The following is a 16287-nucleotide window of genomic DNA, read 5'->3' on the forward strand; positions in this document are numbered from 1 at the left end:
AACAACTCCACTTTCAGGTTTCATTTGCTTCGACTCTACTGTCTAGCTATTTCTGTTAATAAAAATATTACTTAGGTGGGTATAGCGACATAACCATGATGAAAACACTCTTATTACTCATCCTGCTATTTGTCACAACGCCGATAATTGCAATGGAAAAGGATAAACAACTCCACTTTCAGGTTTCATTTGCTTCGACTCTACTGTCTAGCTATTTCTGCGAACGAGTTTTTGAAGACTTGGATGATATTGAGCAAAATGCGTGCGGTGCTATGGCGACTTTTGGTGCCGGTCTGGCCAAAGAGATTCTTGACTCGTTTGAGGAGAAAAATATTTTTAGCACGCAGGATATTGTTGCAAATATGAATGGGATCGTTGCTGGCTCCCTTGCATACCAAACGCTGACGAGTGCGTCAGACTCAGATATTTTCGTGCCTTATGCATCTTCTTTGGCAGGTAGTGTTTACTGCGACCATTTCAGCGATAGTTCCAAAGGTTTTTCTGTCAACACTTGCGCTCTTCTCTCTGGCGTTAGCGCGATGACACTGACTAAGCTCTTCGAACAGGAGAATCAAACCGAAGACCAAAAATATGTTGTCGATGGGCTTATTGGCATATTGGCAGCCTCAATGACATACAAAATCAGCAATGGCTATATCTCAGGATGGTTTGATGATGGAAGCACCGGGGTTAGAGTCACTTATCATTTTGATTAATTAGATATCTGAAATTCATGCGATATGCTTTGATCATACCGCGAGCAAAGACATAGCCTTACCGTCATCAATACCCACCCTGTTTCCGGTTCTTGGATCTGTCTCCGAGATATTTGAATCTGAAACAAACCTTCATCATCATCCGCGTATATTCAACAAAACAGAGGTTTAGGAAGTGTGATGAGCAATCATGAAATAAAGGTCACCTTTGTTCGCCATGGGCGTTCAGAAGGAGATGATCTCAAAATTCACGAGGGACGCTATGATGCTGAACTCACCGAAGTTGGCCATCAACAAGCTCAAGTCCGTGCAACTTCATTTTTGGATGAGCAGCGCGATTACGATCTAATTTTATCCAGTTCACTGAAGCGCGCGAGTAAGGTCGCATCAATATTTGCTGAGGCATTACGTCTTGATGTGGAATACAGAGATAACCTTCGTGAGATGGATAATGGATCAATTGCAGGTTTACCCTTTGATATCGCTGAACAGCAGTTTCCCACTCCTGATTTCATTAATCCCTATCAGCCGAAAATAGTCTCTGCTGACGATGGTGAAAGTAGAACAGAGCTTTTCTCAAGAGCGGCATTGGAGGTTCAGAATATCGTCCGCAGAGGCGCAGGTAATTACCTCGTCATATCACATGGCGGTTTTATCAATGCCACAATGTCAGTAATCTGCGGTATTGCACCGTCTGCAAACCAACAACCTTTGTTTTTTGCTCTCGGTGACCTCGCACTAATAGACACAGTTTATTACCCGCAAAAACACCTATGGGTAATAAAACGCTTTGACCCCGGTTTTTTTAATAAATAACTTTGGACTTTATACAGTAATGGATGTCATTTATCTCAATGGGCCCAGCGGTTCAGGAAAAACTTCTCTAGCAAGGGCGTTGCAAGATACATTACCTAACTATTACCTACATATAGGTATAGATACCTTTATCAACATGATGCCGACAAAAGCCAACTGCTGGGATGGGACTGGTCCTGCGGAGGGGTTCAGTTGGAGGTCTGTAGACTTGCCAGAGGGCAAAAAAGGTATGAGAGTTCAATCAGGAGAATATGGCGCTAGTGTTAATGATGCTTTCCATGCTTGCGTACTCGCCCTGCTGCAGTCTGGTCAAAAGCTAATTATCGATGATGTCGCAGATGGCAAAAGAGAAGTTGATCGATGGCTTGAAGAACTTCAGCCATACTCCGTTTTCTCTGTAGGTCTGCAGTGTTCAATAGCTTCCCTTGAACATCGTGAACGAATAAGAGGCGATAGAGTTATCGGCTCGTCAGTGGAGCAATACTATCGTGTCCACAGTGGCGTAAATTACGATCTGATCATTGATACTGATAAGCACTCTGCTCAGCAAGGTGCAAAAATAATAGCTACCAAAATTCATAATTAACCTGAGACGATAAGCCTCAGGCTTTATTACTAAAGAGGTTAACGCTCAATAAATAAGCGACGTTCACTATTTTTATATAATTACATTGTCGAAGATGAAGTCTAATTATCTACTTTTCATTGATTAATTATTTTTCACAGATTCCTCTCAACTAAAAATATTGATGCGAAAGCTCTCGAAGATTTTATCATCCGCGATTTTTATCCAATTAAATAAATGGGACTATGCCTTCCCAGCCAAAGTCAATCACATCACGCCCGTCATTCCCCCTTTCAAGGAGCAGCTATGAACAGAACTGAACTTGCCAACGCCATATACAAAATTTCCAACATTAAAGGGGAATTTACCCTTCGTTCAGGCGTCACTGCATCTGAATACTTTGATAAATATCTGTTTGAAGCTAACCCGAGAGTTTTATCGGCGATCGCGGAGCATATGGCAGCGCTACTACCGTCAGATTTTGACCAATTTGCAGGCTTAGAAATGGGAGGAATACCCATAGCAACTGCGCTTTCTTTGAAAACCAATTCCCCACCCTTTTTGTTCGCAAAGAGGCAAAGCCATACGGTACGTGCAAGCTTGCCGAGGGCGGAGACGTTCAAGGTAAAGAACTTGTCATTATTGAAGATGTCGTGACGTCAGGTGGTGCCATCATTGACGCAGTGACCAAGCTCAGAGAACAAGGAGCGACAATTAACCACGTATTGTGCGTGATTGACCGGGAATCAACAGGACGGGAAAACCTTGAAGAACTTGGTCTCACCTTTACCCCACTATTTACAAAAAGCGATCTTGAATCCTCTAACTAACGATTATTCCAAAATCCTTTGGGCGTAAATATCGGCGGGTTACCGCCTCTCTAAGAACAGATTTAAACAGTCAATACTTCATAAATAAGGAGTCGCTTGCCAGAATGGAAGTACTAAGTGGTGGCAGAGAAGATGCCATATATCGAGACAAAGACACGGTTGTTAGACCATTGAAACCGTGGTCCAGGACTGTGCATCAACTCCTTAGACATCTGCACAATAATGGGTTTAGCCACTGCCCCCTTTGCAAAAGCATTGAAGAAAATCATGAGCGCCTGACGTTTATTCATGGTGATACCTATAACTACCCGCTAAAAGGCAACATAGCGAGTGTTGAGGCATTGGTTTCTGCTGGAAAAATGTTGCGAGAAATGCATGATGCATCAGCCGATTTCCTCATAACATCGAATGAACCAACATGGATGCTGCCAGCACAGCAACCCTCGGAAGTGATTTGTCATGGCGATTTCACACCTTACAACGTAGCTCTGAAAGGCAATACCATTTCAGGCGTCTTTGACTTTGATACCGCGCATCCTGCACCGAGAGTTTGGGACCTTGCCTACTCTGTGTATTGTTGGGCACCCTTCAAAACAGACCCTTTCGACAAACTCGGTACGCTGGAAACCCAGATGGTCAGAACAAAGCAGTTTCTTGATGCTTACGGTGCAAACGCACAACAAAGGAACATGCTTGTAGATACCATGATAAAGAGGTTAGAAGCACTGATATCATATATGTCTAACGAGGCAGAAAAAGGGGATGAGCAGTTCTCAGTTAACATCGAAGACGGCCATTGTTCTGCCTATCACCGAGATATCATATACCTGGAAGAAAACAGACATCACATACTACAGGCAATAAACTAGTTTGTTTAAAATGTAGATGTATCTAAAAAAGGGAGCTGCTGCTCCCTTTCAGCTCTATGGGCGTTATCTAAATATTCACGCCCGCCTCATCCTCACTGACAATACTGGTATCTTCCAGCGATTCTTTCAACCAGCGTTGTACTGGCTGACTTTGAAGCACTGTTTCCATGTACTTTGCTGCAATGGGGTTGAGCGTCACACCGTAAGTTTTAAAACGCAGCGCCACTGGCGCATACATGCAATCGACCATCGAGAACTGGCCAAACAACCACTCGCCATTACCAGAAGATTGTTCGCGTTGTTCAGTCCAGATTGACTCAATACGCTTGATATCTAATTGGCACTGTTCACTTGGGCTCACTTTTCGCATTGCTCTGCAGTTCATCGGCATTTCATCCCTAAGTGCAGGAAAGCCGCTGTGCATTTCTGCTGACAGTGAGCGGGCTTTTGCTCTCTCTGCTGCCGATTCAGGCCAACCTTTGCCTTTCAAATATGTCTCGTTAACATATTCAGCAATTGCAAGTGAATCCCAAATGGCTAGTTCTTTGTCCACCAAAACAGGCACTTTAGCGACAGGTGAATAACGTTTGATCTCGCTGTAAAAATCGTCAGTAAACAAAGGCAGTATTGTCTCTTCAAATTCGAGGTCAAACCCGGTGAGCATCAACCATCCACGTAGCGACCATGATGAATAGTTTTTGTTAGCAATAATTAAGTGCATTAGCTGTCCCTGTGTCTATTAACTTGTTACTTATATTGATTTTTTTTGTAAAAAAAAGGCCAATCAAAAATATCAATATCTACTATTTACAGTTCAAATAGCAGTTCTCATGTTGTGCAGCCTTTGCACTGAGACTTAACAATAAATCAGGCCATATGGCACTGATACTCGCTTAAATAAACACGCAATTCATTAAGTTACAAAATTTCTAGGCATGTTTTATGGAACTCTTTCCGGTATCAGACCACTTAGAGATATGCCGGGAGTCACATGGCAGTCGAAACAAGGTGTATTCGTATTCACACTCGCTTTTAGAGTATTGTTAGCCAGATTATTAGGCATATCAATGCACGAAAGCATTCATTTTTTGAGCTATGTATGACTTCCCGGTAAATATAAAGGCCAACAATTTGGACTTTATGAGGAGCAGGTATGATTAAGCCGATCTATGCAAAATATAATGCGATCGCATGCACGAAGATTGGTTACTCTCCGCCTTCTGAATTTTCATCAGCATGGAAAGAAGGATATGGGAGTGCGCAGTCGACAGGGCCGCCGAATAAGGACGCTAATCGAAGTTACAACTCAAGTGCTGAGTTTAATTCAATAGATGCACAGAAAGCGTATTCTCAACGCTACTATGGCGGCTATAACACCAGCACTAACTTCGGAAACCGGAGTCCACCGGAGGAAAAAAATCGAGAGTCAGAGACGAAAAAGGAAGTTAACTCACTTTCTCCAAAGCATCAGGCTTTCAAGAATTTTTACACCACAAAGGTGTCAGAGTGGGGGACAAAAAAAGGTTACGAAATATATAAAAAACAATTAGATAAACTTGAGGTACTCAAATGCAGGGAGTGCATGTACGAGGAGCAATTAAAGCAACTCGGTTACAAAGGCACACAGGCAGATCTCCACAACCCAAGACTACAAGGTATTATGCGAAATCTCGCTTTACTTCGTGAGCTTCAGATAGACACACAAACCAAGGTGGAATGTTTGGAGCATAGGTTTGGATTTTGTCGCCCCTCCTCATGGAGTTACGACTAAATATCGGATTGCGTACTCATTTTTGTGTTGCTCGAAACGGCCTGCATCTCTATCGGGCCGTTTCACTTTTCGGCAGACCCTCGATTTTTTAACATCACACTTGTTCCATGGCTCGACGTCATTTAGATTCCTGTCTATCAATCACCGAAGAGCTGTATATGGATATTGAGTCATTGAGAGGTTTCTTGGCAATCGTTGAAACGGGGAGTTTTACACGTGCTGCCAATCAAATTTTCCGCACACAATCTGCTATCAGTATGCAGATAAAGAAGTTGGAAGAGGAACTTAATCTACTTCTTTTTGAGAGACAGAAACGTCCTTTAACACTTAGTCCTGCTGGGAAAAAGCTTGTTAGCCACGCTAAAAGGCTGGTTGAGGCTCATGATGAGACGTTAAAAACGTTTAGGCTCAGTGATAAAACGAGGGCAGTGAAACTTGGCTGCCCTGATGATTATGCCGATACGCTCTTACCAAGGTTTCTCTCTCACTTAAGGAAATACCACCCTCAACTTACTTTCGAGGTTATCTGTGCGTCTACGCCAAGACTACGCAAACTCATTGACGCGGGTGATCTAGATGCATCAATCATTACTCGCCCTGCTAATTCAGACGAAGGCTGGATTCTTCGCCATGACAAAGGCGTATGGGTGATAGGTAAAGAATCCACTGTCATCGATGAAAGGCCCCTCCCCTTGGCGCTTTTTAACCCCGAATGCAAGTTTCACAGTTCAGCCGTTGAGGGATTGGCAAAGCTAGGTATTGATATTGAGGTGATGACAATCAGTACCAGTGCGACATTACTAAAAAGTCTGGTCAGAGATGGAAAAGCAATCAGTGTGATAGCAGAGAGCTCCGTCGGTAATGAGCTTAAAATTCTAAACCAGCCAACATTGCCCGCTCTCCCCGCTATCGATATCGCATTGATTGCTGGAACCTCACAACATCCTTCCTTCTCCGTGAGCAACCTACAAAAAGTGTCAGATACATTCAGAGAGTCAATCATTGGCTAACATGATGCAACGATGAACATTTGAGTTTTAGTATTTAAGCCTCGCCATTTCACAATGCAGGTTTTCAGACTGTTCAGCCAAATTACTGATCACTATGTCAACCTCATTGACCTGCATTGATACACTTGTTGACGAGTCATTTATCGACACGATTGATCGACTAATGTCTTCCGTAACGTCTCTCTGTTGAGTCGTTGCGGTTGCTACCTGACTGTTCAGGTCACTGAGGACTTGCAACATCTCGATATTTTTTGCCAGCATCTCAGTGTTTAAATTGCATGTCTCTTTTCCTTTCAAAAGCGAACGGTTAGCTTGTTCTATGCCATATTGAACACTGCTGGTTTCCTTTTGAAGCCCATCAATTTTTATTCGGATTTCTTCGGTAGACTGCTGCGTCCTGCCCGCTAGGCATCGAACTTCGTCAGCAACAACAGCAAACCCCCTTCCTTGTTCTCCTGCTCTTGCTGCTTCAATTGCAGCATTGAGTGCGAGTAAATTAGTTTGCTCAGCAATTTCCTGAATCACATTCAGTATCTGTTCAATCGACTGTCGTTGACTCTGTAAGCGACCAATAGCCTCTATCGCCGCCTCCATGTCATCATTCAACTGACTGATATCCTCTCCAAGAGAATTACCTATCTCGACACCTTTGGTTCCTGTCTGATTCGCTTCCTGGACATATTCGGCAGCCTGATTGGCGACACCGGAGACTTGAACAATCGATGCGCTCATTTCCTCAATTGCTGAAGAGACGGATGCGGCTTTCAACGTTTGCTCATCAATTGCATTACGTGTGCTGCTCATGTTCATTGAAATTGCCGAGGTATCTTTGTTTAGCATTTTCGTGGCAACACAAAATTGTTTCATCGTTGACTGAATGAGATCGAAGAATTCATTGAGGGATGAGGCAAGTTCACCCACCTCCCCTTTTTGTTCAACTGGAAGCCGTTCCGTCAGATCATTACTTTGACTAATTGCTTGAATTTTCTTTGAAAGTAAACGTATTGGCGAGGAAATACTCTTGCCGATCCAGTATGAGATCAGCGCGGCAACAATAATCATGATTAAACTTTCGACAATCATGATCGAAAAGAGTGAGGTAAGAAGGTTTCCAACATCTGACAATGCTTCATCATGACGCATCTCGGTTAATATCGCCCAGCTTAATCCCGCCACATTTAACGGAGAATATGCCGAGAAAATTTTATCTCCGGCTAAGTTATCGATGATTTCTATACCGCTTTGCCCATTAAGCGCGTCAGTGACCGTCGCATGTGAGAGCGTTTTTATCCCCACGGTGGTGTTTTGTGCTTTGATCTGCGAAACAACCGATGGACTGACATTGGATTGTTGCAGCATCGAAAAATATTTAGGCTTGTTTTCAATAAGAAGCCGAGGCTCACTCCGCATTCTCTGATCAGACCCAACCAGATAAGATTCACCTGTTTTCCCCAACCCCGCAAAATCCCAGCTACCATTGAACGTCATAAGTTTATTAATTTCATCGACTGGCATTTGGAAGATTATCGCACCAACCTTCTCAGCTTCTTTGAACATTGGCATGGCGATAAAAGATGCTGATGCCTCATAAGACGGGTAGTAAGAGTCAAAATCTTCTAAATGAAACTGACCTTCGTCATTTGCTATTGCTCTGTTAAATGCTCTCGCAATTCCTGATGATTTATAGGGCCCAGTCCGGAGATTCGTGGCGAAATCGATCTCTTTAAACACTGAATAAACAATATTTCCACTCACATCGACAAGGAATATATCGTAATAACCAAATGTTTCGAGGAAGCGCTTATACGTCTGGTGGTATTTATCATGAGCCTTATCGTAATCAGTGCCCAGAGTGTCCGAGTTTAATAAATGCTTTTCACCTAATTTGTTGGGGTTAGCTGCGATATAACGTGTTTGTAACGCTACAGCCTTGTCAGACATCTGATTAAGGTGACCTGTAACATTGGTTTCCCTTCCATTGTTAGCCTCACTATAACGTGTCGCAAATTGCTCTCGATAATAGCGTTTAAGAGCATGACCACCGTCGTCACCTTCCAATTTAGGAGAATAAGTGGTGAAGGTTTTTGTAAAATCCGTGATGGCATCAAGCGAAGTAAGATCTTTAGAAAGCGTCGCTAACTGGCGTTGAATCTGGGTGAAGTAGTTTTCCACCTCGTGTTTCTTGACCTCTCTGATGGCCACCAACTGATCCTTCTGCCTTTTTGTCAAAGCGTCTTCTGAGAGATCAGCAGCTCTGAATCCTATGTGAACACCGCTAACAATGACTCCAGTCGCACATAGAATTGTACAAGAAAAAATTATTTTCATTGCGATTTTCATGCCTTTGTACCGCCAAATGTATATTTAAATTAATACGATATATGTTTTTTATTAATATGATCATTAAAAACAGTTTTTCATTCCACATATTCGTTTATTTAATAATCTAGACAAACACTAAACGGACTAGCAATGAAGCAAGATTGGCAATAATACTGAATCAAGCATCCAGTTTGCTTGATAGATAGTTACCTTAGTTCAATAAATATGATGTTTTTTTCGACTCTCTCAAGACAAATAGAAATACATTAGGTTGTATATCTATAAGGTCATAATGAAATTTATCTAGTCTAGAGCCAAACACTCAATAGTCTGAATGAAAGGAAGGCCAACGTGGCGGTTAAACAGCAAAAGAAAGCAAAGAAAACCGAGTATGAGATTCTTTTCATCCTAATCAGCATTCTTTTGAAGAAACCAGTATTTTCTTTTGTGAGTACAGGTATAGAGGAAAAGCCAGCGATCAGAACAAATAAATTAATTGACCAAGCTCCTACAATGATACTTGGGATGACAAATTGGTCGTCAGCAATACCAAAGAGCTTAAAAATTGACGCCACGAATAGCGAAATAGAACATATAGCAAGTAGTATAAGTGCTGGACCTATCCACCTTACCTTGTTCAAAGTGGAACACAGATTATCTAGCATGGTCGGCTACCATATAATTTTTTAGCATAACAATAGATTTTATTTCGAAAATAGTAACAATTAGGTTTTTCAGGCAAGTAATAAAGAAGATTCGAAATGGAAGAAATATTGAGTTTCATCAGTCAATGAAAAATCGAGTCTCTTATAAAGGTTAATAGCGCGATGGTTATTCTTAAAGCAGCTCAACACAATGCTTTTTCTTTTAACATGGGCTTCAGCCAAAAGCATTTTCATATACACCTCTCCTAAGCCCTTTTGCTGATTATCCGCAAACAACACAATAAAGTTGAGTTTGAGATTTTTTTTGTCTTCATCAACGCAAACGAAGCCAATGCGTTTTTGGTCGATCAAAAGCCATTGAAAACCGTTAATATCGAGCTTCGTCGTGAATCCATTTCTCTGGAAATCCTCGTCCCAGCCGAAAGCCTCATCAACAATCTGTCTCATTCCCTGTTTATAGCAATCAAACAGCGAGGGCAAATCAGCGGACGTCGCACGTTCAAAAGATATTTCAGACACCACACCACACGCTTTCAAAGTTCTTATTACCTACATAATTAGCATGGACTTCATGTGTTTATCATTGAGACTTATAATTTATGCGCCTCATATCATAAAAATATTTATTTAATTCATGATGATCTAGTATGGATCCTGCGAACAATTATTTTATCAAAATACTTGTATGCTCCGCTCTCTCTTTAAAATTAGCAATGAGACAAAAGGGTCTAAATGAGACATGGGTAACAATTAAACAACGATTTATAGTCCACACGCATGAATGATTCATTTTCCTTAAATAAATTATGTTTTATATCATAAACTTTCAGTAAAGTTATATTTATGAGAAATTTATATTATATCTAATAATTCACGCTCTCCCAATTAAATATAAAATAGTTACAAGTATATTTATTTCACTCGAAAGACGCTTTTTATTATTGAGACAAAAAATACAAACCGTTAAATAACTCGATCACACTATTATTCCAGTCAAGTAGCTTGGCTGAAATTAGTGGAATAAAGTTGAGAATGTCAACGCTGTAAATTAATAAATAATTATTTCAGGGGTGCTATATTTCTCTCTGGAATATATATTCCCAGCGCTATCACTCGATTAATATCCAGATTCATAGCGTGCAACTAAATTAAAATCAGGTTTCAATCACCTGATAACAAACAAAAACATCTGCTTATCATGGCAGCATGAAAAGGCAGAGACTCAGTATCACTTTGAAGGTAGATTAAAGATGCAGAACCGTAAGACAAGACTGTCATTGCTTATCTCGGCAGGGATCATCACGCTGGCGGGGTGCTCATCAACAGCTAACACTCAAGCCAAAATTGACGAACTGAAGGAAAAGGAAGAGCAGCTTCAATCACGGGAAGCAACCCTTGCTAAACGTGAGGCCGAAGTAGCAAACCAAGTCGCTGCAATCAATACACAGTCACAGACGCAAGAAAATGCGGTTAAAAATGATGAAGAGCTTTTACCACCTAATGCTTCTGCTGGTGAGTGTTATGCGAGAATCTGGGTTGAACCAAAGTACAAACAAGTAGAGAAACAAGTTCTGGTTAAAAGCGAGAGTGAATCACTCGAAACCATACCTGCGTCCTATCAGACTGTACAAGAGAAGATACTCATTTCTCCGGCTGCCTCAAAGATTGTCCCTACGGCAGCGAGATATGAAACACGTTCCGAGAAAGTTCTGGTCAGCGATGCGACAAGAAGCTGGCATGTGGAACCCCGCAGCTCAGCGGCACCTGCGTCTGACGGGGTCATAGCAACTGCCAAGAAATACGGTATCGACATTGATAATGCGAAACCTAACGTCTGTTACCACGAGCATTATCTGGCACCTAAATTTGAAAATGTGAACGAGCAAGTGTTGGTCAGTGATGCGAGTGAAACTATCGTACCGATTCCTGCATCTTACCGCACAGTAGAAAAACAGATACTGGTGAAAGAAGCATCATCACGTGTAGAAACGGTCCCAGCTGTCTATGAAACAGTGGGAGAACAAGTTATCGACAAACCAGCACATCAGGTTTGGAAAAAAGGTACGGGCGCAATACAAAAGATTGATGAATCAACTGGCGAGATCATGTGTCTTGTTGATGTGCCTGCAACCTACAGAACGGTTTATAAGCAAGTTCTGAAGACACCAGCCACCTCGCGTACTGTCGAAATTCCGGCTGTATATGAAACAGTAAAAGTACAGGAGTTGGTAACACCAGCTTCAGAAACACGTACTGCAGTACCGGCAAAATACACCAACGTTTCGAAGAAAAAACAAGTTTCAGATGGTCAATACATTTGGCATGAAGTACATGACAAGTCACTGCCTGCTTCAACAAGAACAGGTAACAAGATTTGTCTTGTTGAGCAGCCAGCTCAGTACAAGACTGTTCAGAAGCGTGTTCTCGTTCAACCCGCTGGGTTTGAGACTGTAGCGATTCCAGCGCAGTACAAAAACGTGAATGTACAGAAACTGGTTAAAGCTGCTGACGTAAAGCGTACTGTTATTCCAGCGCAGTATAAAACGGTGAGCCAAGACGAAATGATCGCTAAAGGCTTCATGGAGTGGCGTTCAATTCTGTGCGAAACCAACATGACGCGCAGCCGCATCGGTGATATCCAACGTGCGCTTGAAACGCGCGGTTATAACCCAGGTAGAATTGACGGTGTAATCGGCAAAGATACTATGGCCGCAGTCAATCTATTCCAGAAAGACAATAGCCTGCCTGTCGATAAATACCTGAACATTGCCACTGTTAAGGCATTGGGCGTTGCACCAAAATAATCAGATAAACGACACTAACGTTTGTTGATTGAAAAAAAGCCCCGTTTGATAACGGGGCTTTTCTTTAGTGGGGAAAACACTTTTCTTAGGCGACAGCGATATCGTCAATAAGCATACATGCATCGATAAGGCGCTTGGTGTACTCTTTTTCAGGCCTTTCGAAAATCTGCTCTGGTTCACCCTCTTCCACAACCTCACCGTGCTGCATAACGATAACGTGGTCAGAAATAGCCCTTACAACAGAGAGATCGTGGCTGATAAAGAGGTATGTGATATTTCTGCGTTTCTGAATATCATCCAAAAGCTCAAGTACAGTTAACTGAACAGAGCGATCAAGTGCGGAAGTCGGCTCATCCAACAAAATGAACTTAGGCTCAAGAATCAGCGCTCTGGCGATCGCGATACGCTGGCGTTGACCACCCGAGAATTCATGAGGGTAACGGTTCACGCTTAGCGGGTCCAATCGAACTTCAGCGAGGGCTTTGCGCGCCTTATCCAGACGCTGCTTTTTATCAAGGTCAGTGAAGACTGTCAGCGGCTCCGCAATAATCTCACCGATAGTCATGCGCGGAGACAGAGAGCCATACGGGTCCTGAAACACCATCTGCATATCACGCTTAATGTTGAATCGCTCTTTTTTGCCCAACGTCTCGAGGTTTGCTCCTGCAAAAGAGACATCTCCCGTATAAGGCAACATCTGCATAATTGCGCGACCTAATGTCGACTTACCCGAGCCTGATTCACCAACAATACCCACAGTCTGGCCTTGCTTAATTCTCAAGCTGATGCCTTTCACTGCATCGACAAAATCAGTTGGTTTACCGAAAAAGTTTTTGTTGAGCACGTAACGTACTTTCGCATCGTTAACCACCAGCAGGTCATCTTTTTCTGACTGGTCACGTTGCTGCGGTTTAGGCTCAGCATCCAATAGCATTTTCGTATACTCATGCTTTGGCTGTGTAAACACTTCTTCAACAGTACCTGTCTCTACTTTCTCACCATGACGCATAACGACAACATCATCAGCGAAGTGTCTGACAACACCAAGGTCATGAGTAATGAACAGGATGGCCATTCCCATCTCTGCTTGGATATCCTTAATCAGCTTAAGCACTTCTGCCTGAACGGTGACGTCAAGAGCCGTCGTTGGCTCATCCGCGATGAGGATATCTGGCTTATTGGCCAGTGCCATTGCGATCATGATGCGCTGAAGCTGACCGCCTGAAAATTCGTGCGGATATTTGTTGATGCGTCGCTCAGGCTCAGGGAGCTTAACCTTGTGAAACAGCGACAGAGCTTCAGCCATGGCTTCTTTCTTTGACACTTTTCTATGGATGATAACGGCTTCAGCTACTTGTTCACCGACAGGCATGAAAGGATTAAGTGACGTCATCGGTTCCTGAAAAATCATTGCGATGCGGTCGCCACGTAGTGCGCGGAGCGCTTTCTCAGACATCGTGAGGACTTCGTCACCAAGGAACTTGATTGAGCTTTTTTCAGGTATGGAACCATTAGGAGGTAAAAGGCCCATGATGGCGCTGGATGATACCGACTTACCAGAACCAGATTCACCAACCAATGCGAGTGTTTGACCTTTCTCCAGAGTGAAGGACAGACCTTTTACAGCCTCAACGTCACCCGTATCCATTTTGAATTTAACCCAAAGATCATTCACTTCGAGAAGTGGCTGCTTTTCACTCATCCTAAGTCACCATTATGAAATGTAAGTGATAACGATTATCGTTCCATCAATTGAAAATGCAATAAAATTTTCCGGTTGCGTAACAACAACACACACCAGATCTCATGCTGCTCAAATCTTAGCAGCCAGTAAATTCACACATCACATACCATTTCACAGAGGTTTTCATTTCGAACATGAAAGCGGAACCCCATTCGTTGATAAAGCGCAATCGCAGGATTTTCAGGAAACACACGCAGCCACAAACTTTCACTTCCCTTTTCTCTGGCATGAGCGACGGCAAACTGAATACACGCAGACCCGATACCTTTACCCTGATGGCCTTGAACAATTTGCAGATCACGAAGGCGGCATTCATTTTCGTCATAGGAGAAACGAACCACACCAACCCGACACGCCTCAAACCATACTTCGTAATTATCAAACTTACGCCAACTTTGATTAAACAGCGCATCGTCCCACGTCATGTTTCGTTTTTTGTAGTACTCAGCCATATTGGTTTGCGTCATCGTTTTTGCAAAATCGGCATCCCGTGCTGGTTTGATATCGACTTCAGTCACCATCTGCTTTACCTTTTGAGTCCCTCGTCTACCAATATAAAAGTCACACGCGCCGTTTCAAACTTATCCTCTGAGGAATGAGTGCCCTGAGCGCAAAGATTGGGAGTAGGTATACAAAACGGTGTTAGGTGCTTTTGCCCTACACAAAGAGTAAGCCGCCTGAAGTGTCTGTTAAAGCTGCCTGAATACGATATCTGTCATCAAAGCGAAACATATATTCGAAGTAACTCGCACATATTATTCATCTACTCAATTTGGTTTCACTTTATAGATAAACTCATTATTAAATCGCCCGAAAACCTCAATTAACTGCAAGATTTATAGCGCAATAGATGAATACATTCCTTACAGGTGCCGCTTTCCTGCCTCTTCTTGATGAAAAAGTGTCAGCCTTTCTTGATTCAATTAACGCTCCCTCAGACATCAACAGTGCTTACATATCGCCCTGTTTTGTAAATCAGGAGACACTCCCTATCGAATCATTCAGTTCAGGGGAAAAAGCAATTTCAGGTTGTTAAACCAGTATTTACTCGAGCTAGGCTTTGATATCTCTATATTCGATCCAGCAGTTCATCCATTTCAATATGATGCTGAATACCACTTCAGTGAGGATAAAGAGCAGAAGTTATATGCCAGAACTGCACAACAAAAAGCAGCTTCAAGTGTGAAGCTGCAATTAGAAAGCTATTTTACCGAGAAGCCGTAAATTTAGCTCGCAGGCGCGGGGAACCAATGCCGAGTCTGATTCGCAAAGTAGACGAGAGACAACATCACTGGCACTTCCACCAGCACGCCCACTACCGTTGCCAGTGCTGCGCCAGAGTGTAAGCCGAAAAGTGAAATTGCCACGGCAACTGCCAGCTCGAAGAAGTTCGATGTCCCTATCATGCTGGCAGGTGCTGCGATGTTATGCGGTAAGTTAAGCTTCTTCGCCAGCCAGTATGCGATTGCAAAAATGCCATATGTTTGAATAAGCAAGGGTATAGCAATCAAGAGTATGGTCGTCGGTTGCTCAATAATGGTATTGGCCTGAAACCCAAACAACAAGACGACGGTTCCCAACAAACCCACGACGGACCAAGGCTTTACGCGTTGTAAAAAACTTGCCATCGACTGTTCGCCCGAGCGCATCAAATACGCACGTACCATCACACCGGCAACAAGCGGAAGAATCACATACAGCGATACCGAAAGCAGCAGTGTTTGCCAGGGCACTTGAATATCGCTGACACCAAGCAAAAAGGCCGTGATGGGTGCAAAGGCAAAGACCATGATAACGTCATTGACCGACACCTGGACCAGCGTGTAATTCGCATCCCCCTTCGTCATTTGGCTCCAAACAAACACCATGGCTGTGCAGGGCGCAACACCCAACAAGATCATACCTGCGATGTATTCACTTGCTGATGCCGGATCAACAAAATCAACAAACAACACATTGAAGAATAGCCAGCCGAGTGCAGCCATAGAGAAAGGCTTGATGAGCCAGTTTATAACCAACGTAAGAAGGAGCCCCTTAGCTTATCGCCGACATCTTTGATCGAGCTAAAATCAACCTGCACCATCATCGGGAAAATCATTACCCAGATCAGAACTGCAACGCTTTGATCGAGCTAAAATCAACCTGCACCATCATCGGGAAAATCATTACCCAGAT

16 protein-coding genes and 1 pseudogene are annotated in these 16287 nt (G+C 42.9%); 11 read left to right on the forward strand and 6 right to left on the reverse strand.

Annotated elements, in window-relative coordinates:
* The first annotated feature begins 95 nt into the window (after positions 1–95).
* The 6 genes from CS022_RS23640 to CS022_RS23660 all read left to right on the forward strand — a co-directional run bounded on the left by CS022_RS23640 (position 96) and on the right by CS022_RS23660 (position 3796).
* Positions 96–716 (forward strand): hypothetical protein, encoded by a 621-nt coding sequence (locus tag CS022_RS23640; protein WP_129124333.1) that lies wholly within the window; start codon positions 96–98, stop codon positions 714–716.
* 180 nt (positions 717–896) lie between these two features.
* A complete protein-coding gene (locus CS022_RS23645) occupies positions 897–1532 on the forward strand; it encodes a histidine phosphatase family protein (protein WP_129124334.1) in 636 nt (211 codons plus the stop codon).
* Positions 1533–1551: 19 nt separating this feature from the next.
* A complete protein-coding gene (locus tag CS022_RS23650; RefSeq protein ID WP_129124335.1) occupies positions 1552–2118 on the forward strand; it encodes a chloramphenicol phosphotransferase CPT family protein in 567 nt (188 codons plus the stop codon).
* 285 nt (positions 2119–2403) lie between these two features.
* Positions 2404–2754, forward strand: coding sequence for a hypothetical protein (locus CS022_RS26965; RefSeq protein WP_235869882.1), 351 nt, complete (start codon positions 2404–2406; stop codon positions 2752–2754).
* Positions 2751–2927: a hypothetical protein gene (locus tag CS022_RS26970; RefSeq protein ID WP_235869883.1), complete on the forward strand. Its 177-nt coding sequence runs from the start codon at positions 2751–2753 to the stop codon at positions 2925–2927. The genes CS022_RS26965 and CS022_RS26970 overlap by 4 nt, the downstream gene beginning before the upstream one ends.
* A 104-nt stretch (positions 2928–3031) precedes the next feature.
* Positions 3032–3796, forward strand: a complete 765-nt coding sequence (locus CS022_RS23660; protein ID WP_129124336.1) for a phosphotransferase enzyme family protein — start codon at positions 3032–3034, stop codon at positions 3794–3796.
* Positions 3797–3863: 67 nt separating this feature from the next.
* On the opposite strand, the gene CS022_RS23665 is transcribed toward CS022_RS23660, so the two are convergent.
* The gene (locus CS022_RS23665) at positions 3864–4517 is read right to left on the reverse strand and encodes a glutathione S-transferase family protein (protein WP_129124337.1); all 654 of its coding nucleotides are present in this window, start codon (positions 4515–4517) and stop codon (positions 3864–3866) included.
* Positions 4518–4949: 432 nt separating this feature from the next.
* On the opposite strand from CS022_RS23665, the gene CS022_RS23670 reads away from it, so the two are divergent.
* Together CS022_RS23670 and CS022_RS23675 are read left to right on the forward strand one after the other, a co-directional pair.
* Positions 4950–5567, forward strand: coding sequence for a hypothetical protein (locus CS022_RS23670; RefSeq protein WP_129124338.1), 618 nt, complete (start codon positions 4950–4952; stop codon positions 5565–5567).
* Between the two features lie 158 nt (positions 5568–5725).
* Entirely contained in the window at positions 5726–6577 is an 852-nt protein-coding gene (locus tag CS022_RS23675; RefSeq protein ID WP_129124339.1) for a LysR family transcriptional regulator, read from the forward strand.
* Between the two features lie 27 nt (positions 6578–6604).
* Here CS022_RS23675 and CS022_RS23680 read toward each other — a convergent pair whose 3' ends face one another.
* Positions 6605–8917: a methyl-accepting chemotaxis protein gene (locus CS022_RS23680; RefSeq protein ID WP_129124340.1), complete on the reverse strand. Its 2313-nt coding sequence runs from the start codon at positions 8915–8917 to the stop codon at positions 6605–6607.
* 333 nt (positions 8918–9250) lie between these two features.
* On the opposite strand from CS022_RS23680, the gene CS022_RS23685 reads away from it, so the two are divergent.
* Entirely contained in the window at positions 9251–9589 is a 339-nt protein-coding gene (locus tag CS022_RS23685) for a hypothetical protein (RefSeq protein WP_129124341.1), read from the forward strand.
* Between the two features lie 44 nt (positions 9590–9633).
* On the opposite strand, the gene CS022_RS23690 is transcribed toward CS022_RS23685, so the two are convergent.
* Positions 9634–10101, reverse strand: coding sequence for a GNAT family N-acetyltransferase (locus CS022_RS23690; protein WP_145964539.1), 468 nt, complete (start codon positions 10099–10101; stop codon positions 9634–9636).
* Positions 10102–10814: 713 nt separating this feature from the next.
* On the opposite strand from CS022_RS23690, the gene CS022_RS23695 reads away from it, so the two are divergent.
* Complete coding sequence (locus CS022_RS23695) at positions 10815–12368, forward strand: peptidoglycan-binding domain-containing protein (protein ID WP_129124343.1); 1554 nt, start codon at positions 10815–10817, stop codon at positions 12366–12368.
* Positions 12369–12453: 85 nt separating this feature from the next.
* Here the strand turns inward: CS022_RS23695 and CS022_RS23700 are convergent, their stop codons facing one another.
* Positions 12454–14070, reverse strand: a complete 1617-nt coding sequence (locus CS022_RS23700; protein WP_129124344.1) for an ABC transporter ATP-binding protein — start codon at positions 14068–14070, stop codon at positions 12454–12456.
* A 134-nt stretch (positions 14071–14204) separates the two neighbouring features.
* Positions 14205–14633, reverse strand: coding sequence for a GNAT family N-acetyltransferase (locus CS022_RS23705; RefSeq protein WP_129124345.1), 429 nt, complete (start codon positions 14631–14633; stop codon positions 14205–14207).
* A gap of 329 nt (positions 14634–14962) precedes the next feature.
* On the opposite strand from CS022_RS23705, the gene CS022_RS23710 reads away from it, so the two are divergent.
* Positions 14963–15148, forward strand: coding sequence for a hypothetical protein (locus tag CS022_RS23710; RefSeq protein WP_129124346.1), 186 nt, complete (start codon positions 14963–14965; stop codon positions 15146–15148).
* Positions 15149–15338: 190 nt separating this feature from the next.
* Here the strand turns inward: CS022_RS23710 and arsB are convergent.
* Positions 15339–16231 (reverse strand): annotated as a pseudogene (gene arsB / locus CS022_RS23715) (ACR3 family arsenite efflux transporter); the annotation flags it as partial.
* Positions 16232–16287: the final 56 nt, after the last annotated feature.

The sequence above is a fragment of the Veronia nyctiphanis genome (genome assembly GCF_004116385.1).
Taxonomy (GTDB): domain Bacteria; phylum Pseudomonadota; class Gammaproteobacteria; order Enterobacterales; family Vibrionaceae; genus Veronia; species Veronia nyctiphanis.

What these genes read in the sequence shown, in the direction of transcription:
- CS022_RS23640 (WP_129124333.1), top strand. Translation starts at nt 96, where the DNA reads ATGATGAAAACACTCTTATTACTCATCCTGCTATTTGTCACAACGCCG.
- CS022_RS23645 (WP_129124334.1), top strand. Translation starts at nt 897, where the DNA reads ATGAGCAATCATGAAATAAAGGTCACCTTTGTTCGCCATGGGCGTTCA.
- CS022_RS23650 (WP_129124335.1), top strand. Translation starts at nt 1,552, where the DNA reads ATGGATGTCATTTATCTCAATGGGCCCAGCGGTTCAGGAAAAACTTCT.
- CS022_RS26965 (WP_235869882.1), top strand. Translation starts at nt 2,404, where the DNA reads ATGAACAGAACTGAACTTGCCAACGCCATATACAAAATTTCCAACATT.
- CS022_RS23660 (WP_129124336.1), top strand. Translation starts at nt 3,032, where the DNA reads ATGGAAGTACTAAGTGGTGGCAGAGAAGATGCCATATATCGAGACAAA.
- CS022_RS23665 (WP_129124337.1), bottom strand. Translation starts at nt 4,517, where the DNA reads ATGCACTTAATTATTGCTAACAAAAACTATTCATCATGGTCGCTACGT.
- CS022_RS23670 (WP_129124338.1), top strand. Translation starts at nt 4,950, where the DNA reads ATGATTAAGCCGATCTATGCAAAATATAATGCGATCGCATGCACGAAG.
- CS022_RS23675 (WP_129124339.1), top strand. Translation starts at nt 5,726, where the DNA reads ATGGATATTGAGTCATTGAGAGGTTTCTTGGCAATCGTTGAAACGGGG.
- CS022_RS23680 (WP_129124340.1), bottom strand. Translation starts at nt 8,917, where the DNA reads ATGAAAATCGCAATGAAAATAATTTTTTCTTGTACAATTCTATGTGCG.
- CS022_RS23695 (WP_129124343.1), top strand. Translation starts at nt 10,815, where the DNA reads ATGCAGAACCGTAAGACAAGACTGTCATTGCTTATCTCGGCAGGGATC.
- CS022_RS23700 (WP_129124344.1), bottom strand. Translation starts at nt 14,070, where the DNA reads ATGAGTGAAAAGCAGCCACTTCTCGAAGTGAATGATCTTTGGGTTAAA.
- CS022_RS23705 (WP_129124345.1), bottom strand. Translation starts at nt 14,633, where the DNA reads ATGGTGACTGAAGTCGATATCAAACCAGCACGGGATGCCGATTTTGCA.
- CS022_RS23710 (WP_129124346.1), top strand. Translation starts at nt 14,963, where the DNA reads ATGAATACATTCCTTACAGGTGCCGCTTTCCTGCCTCTTCTTGATGAA.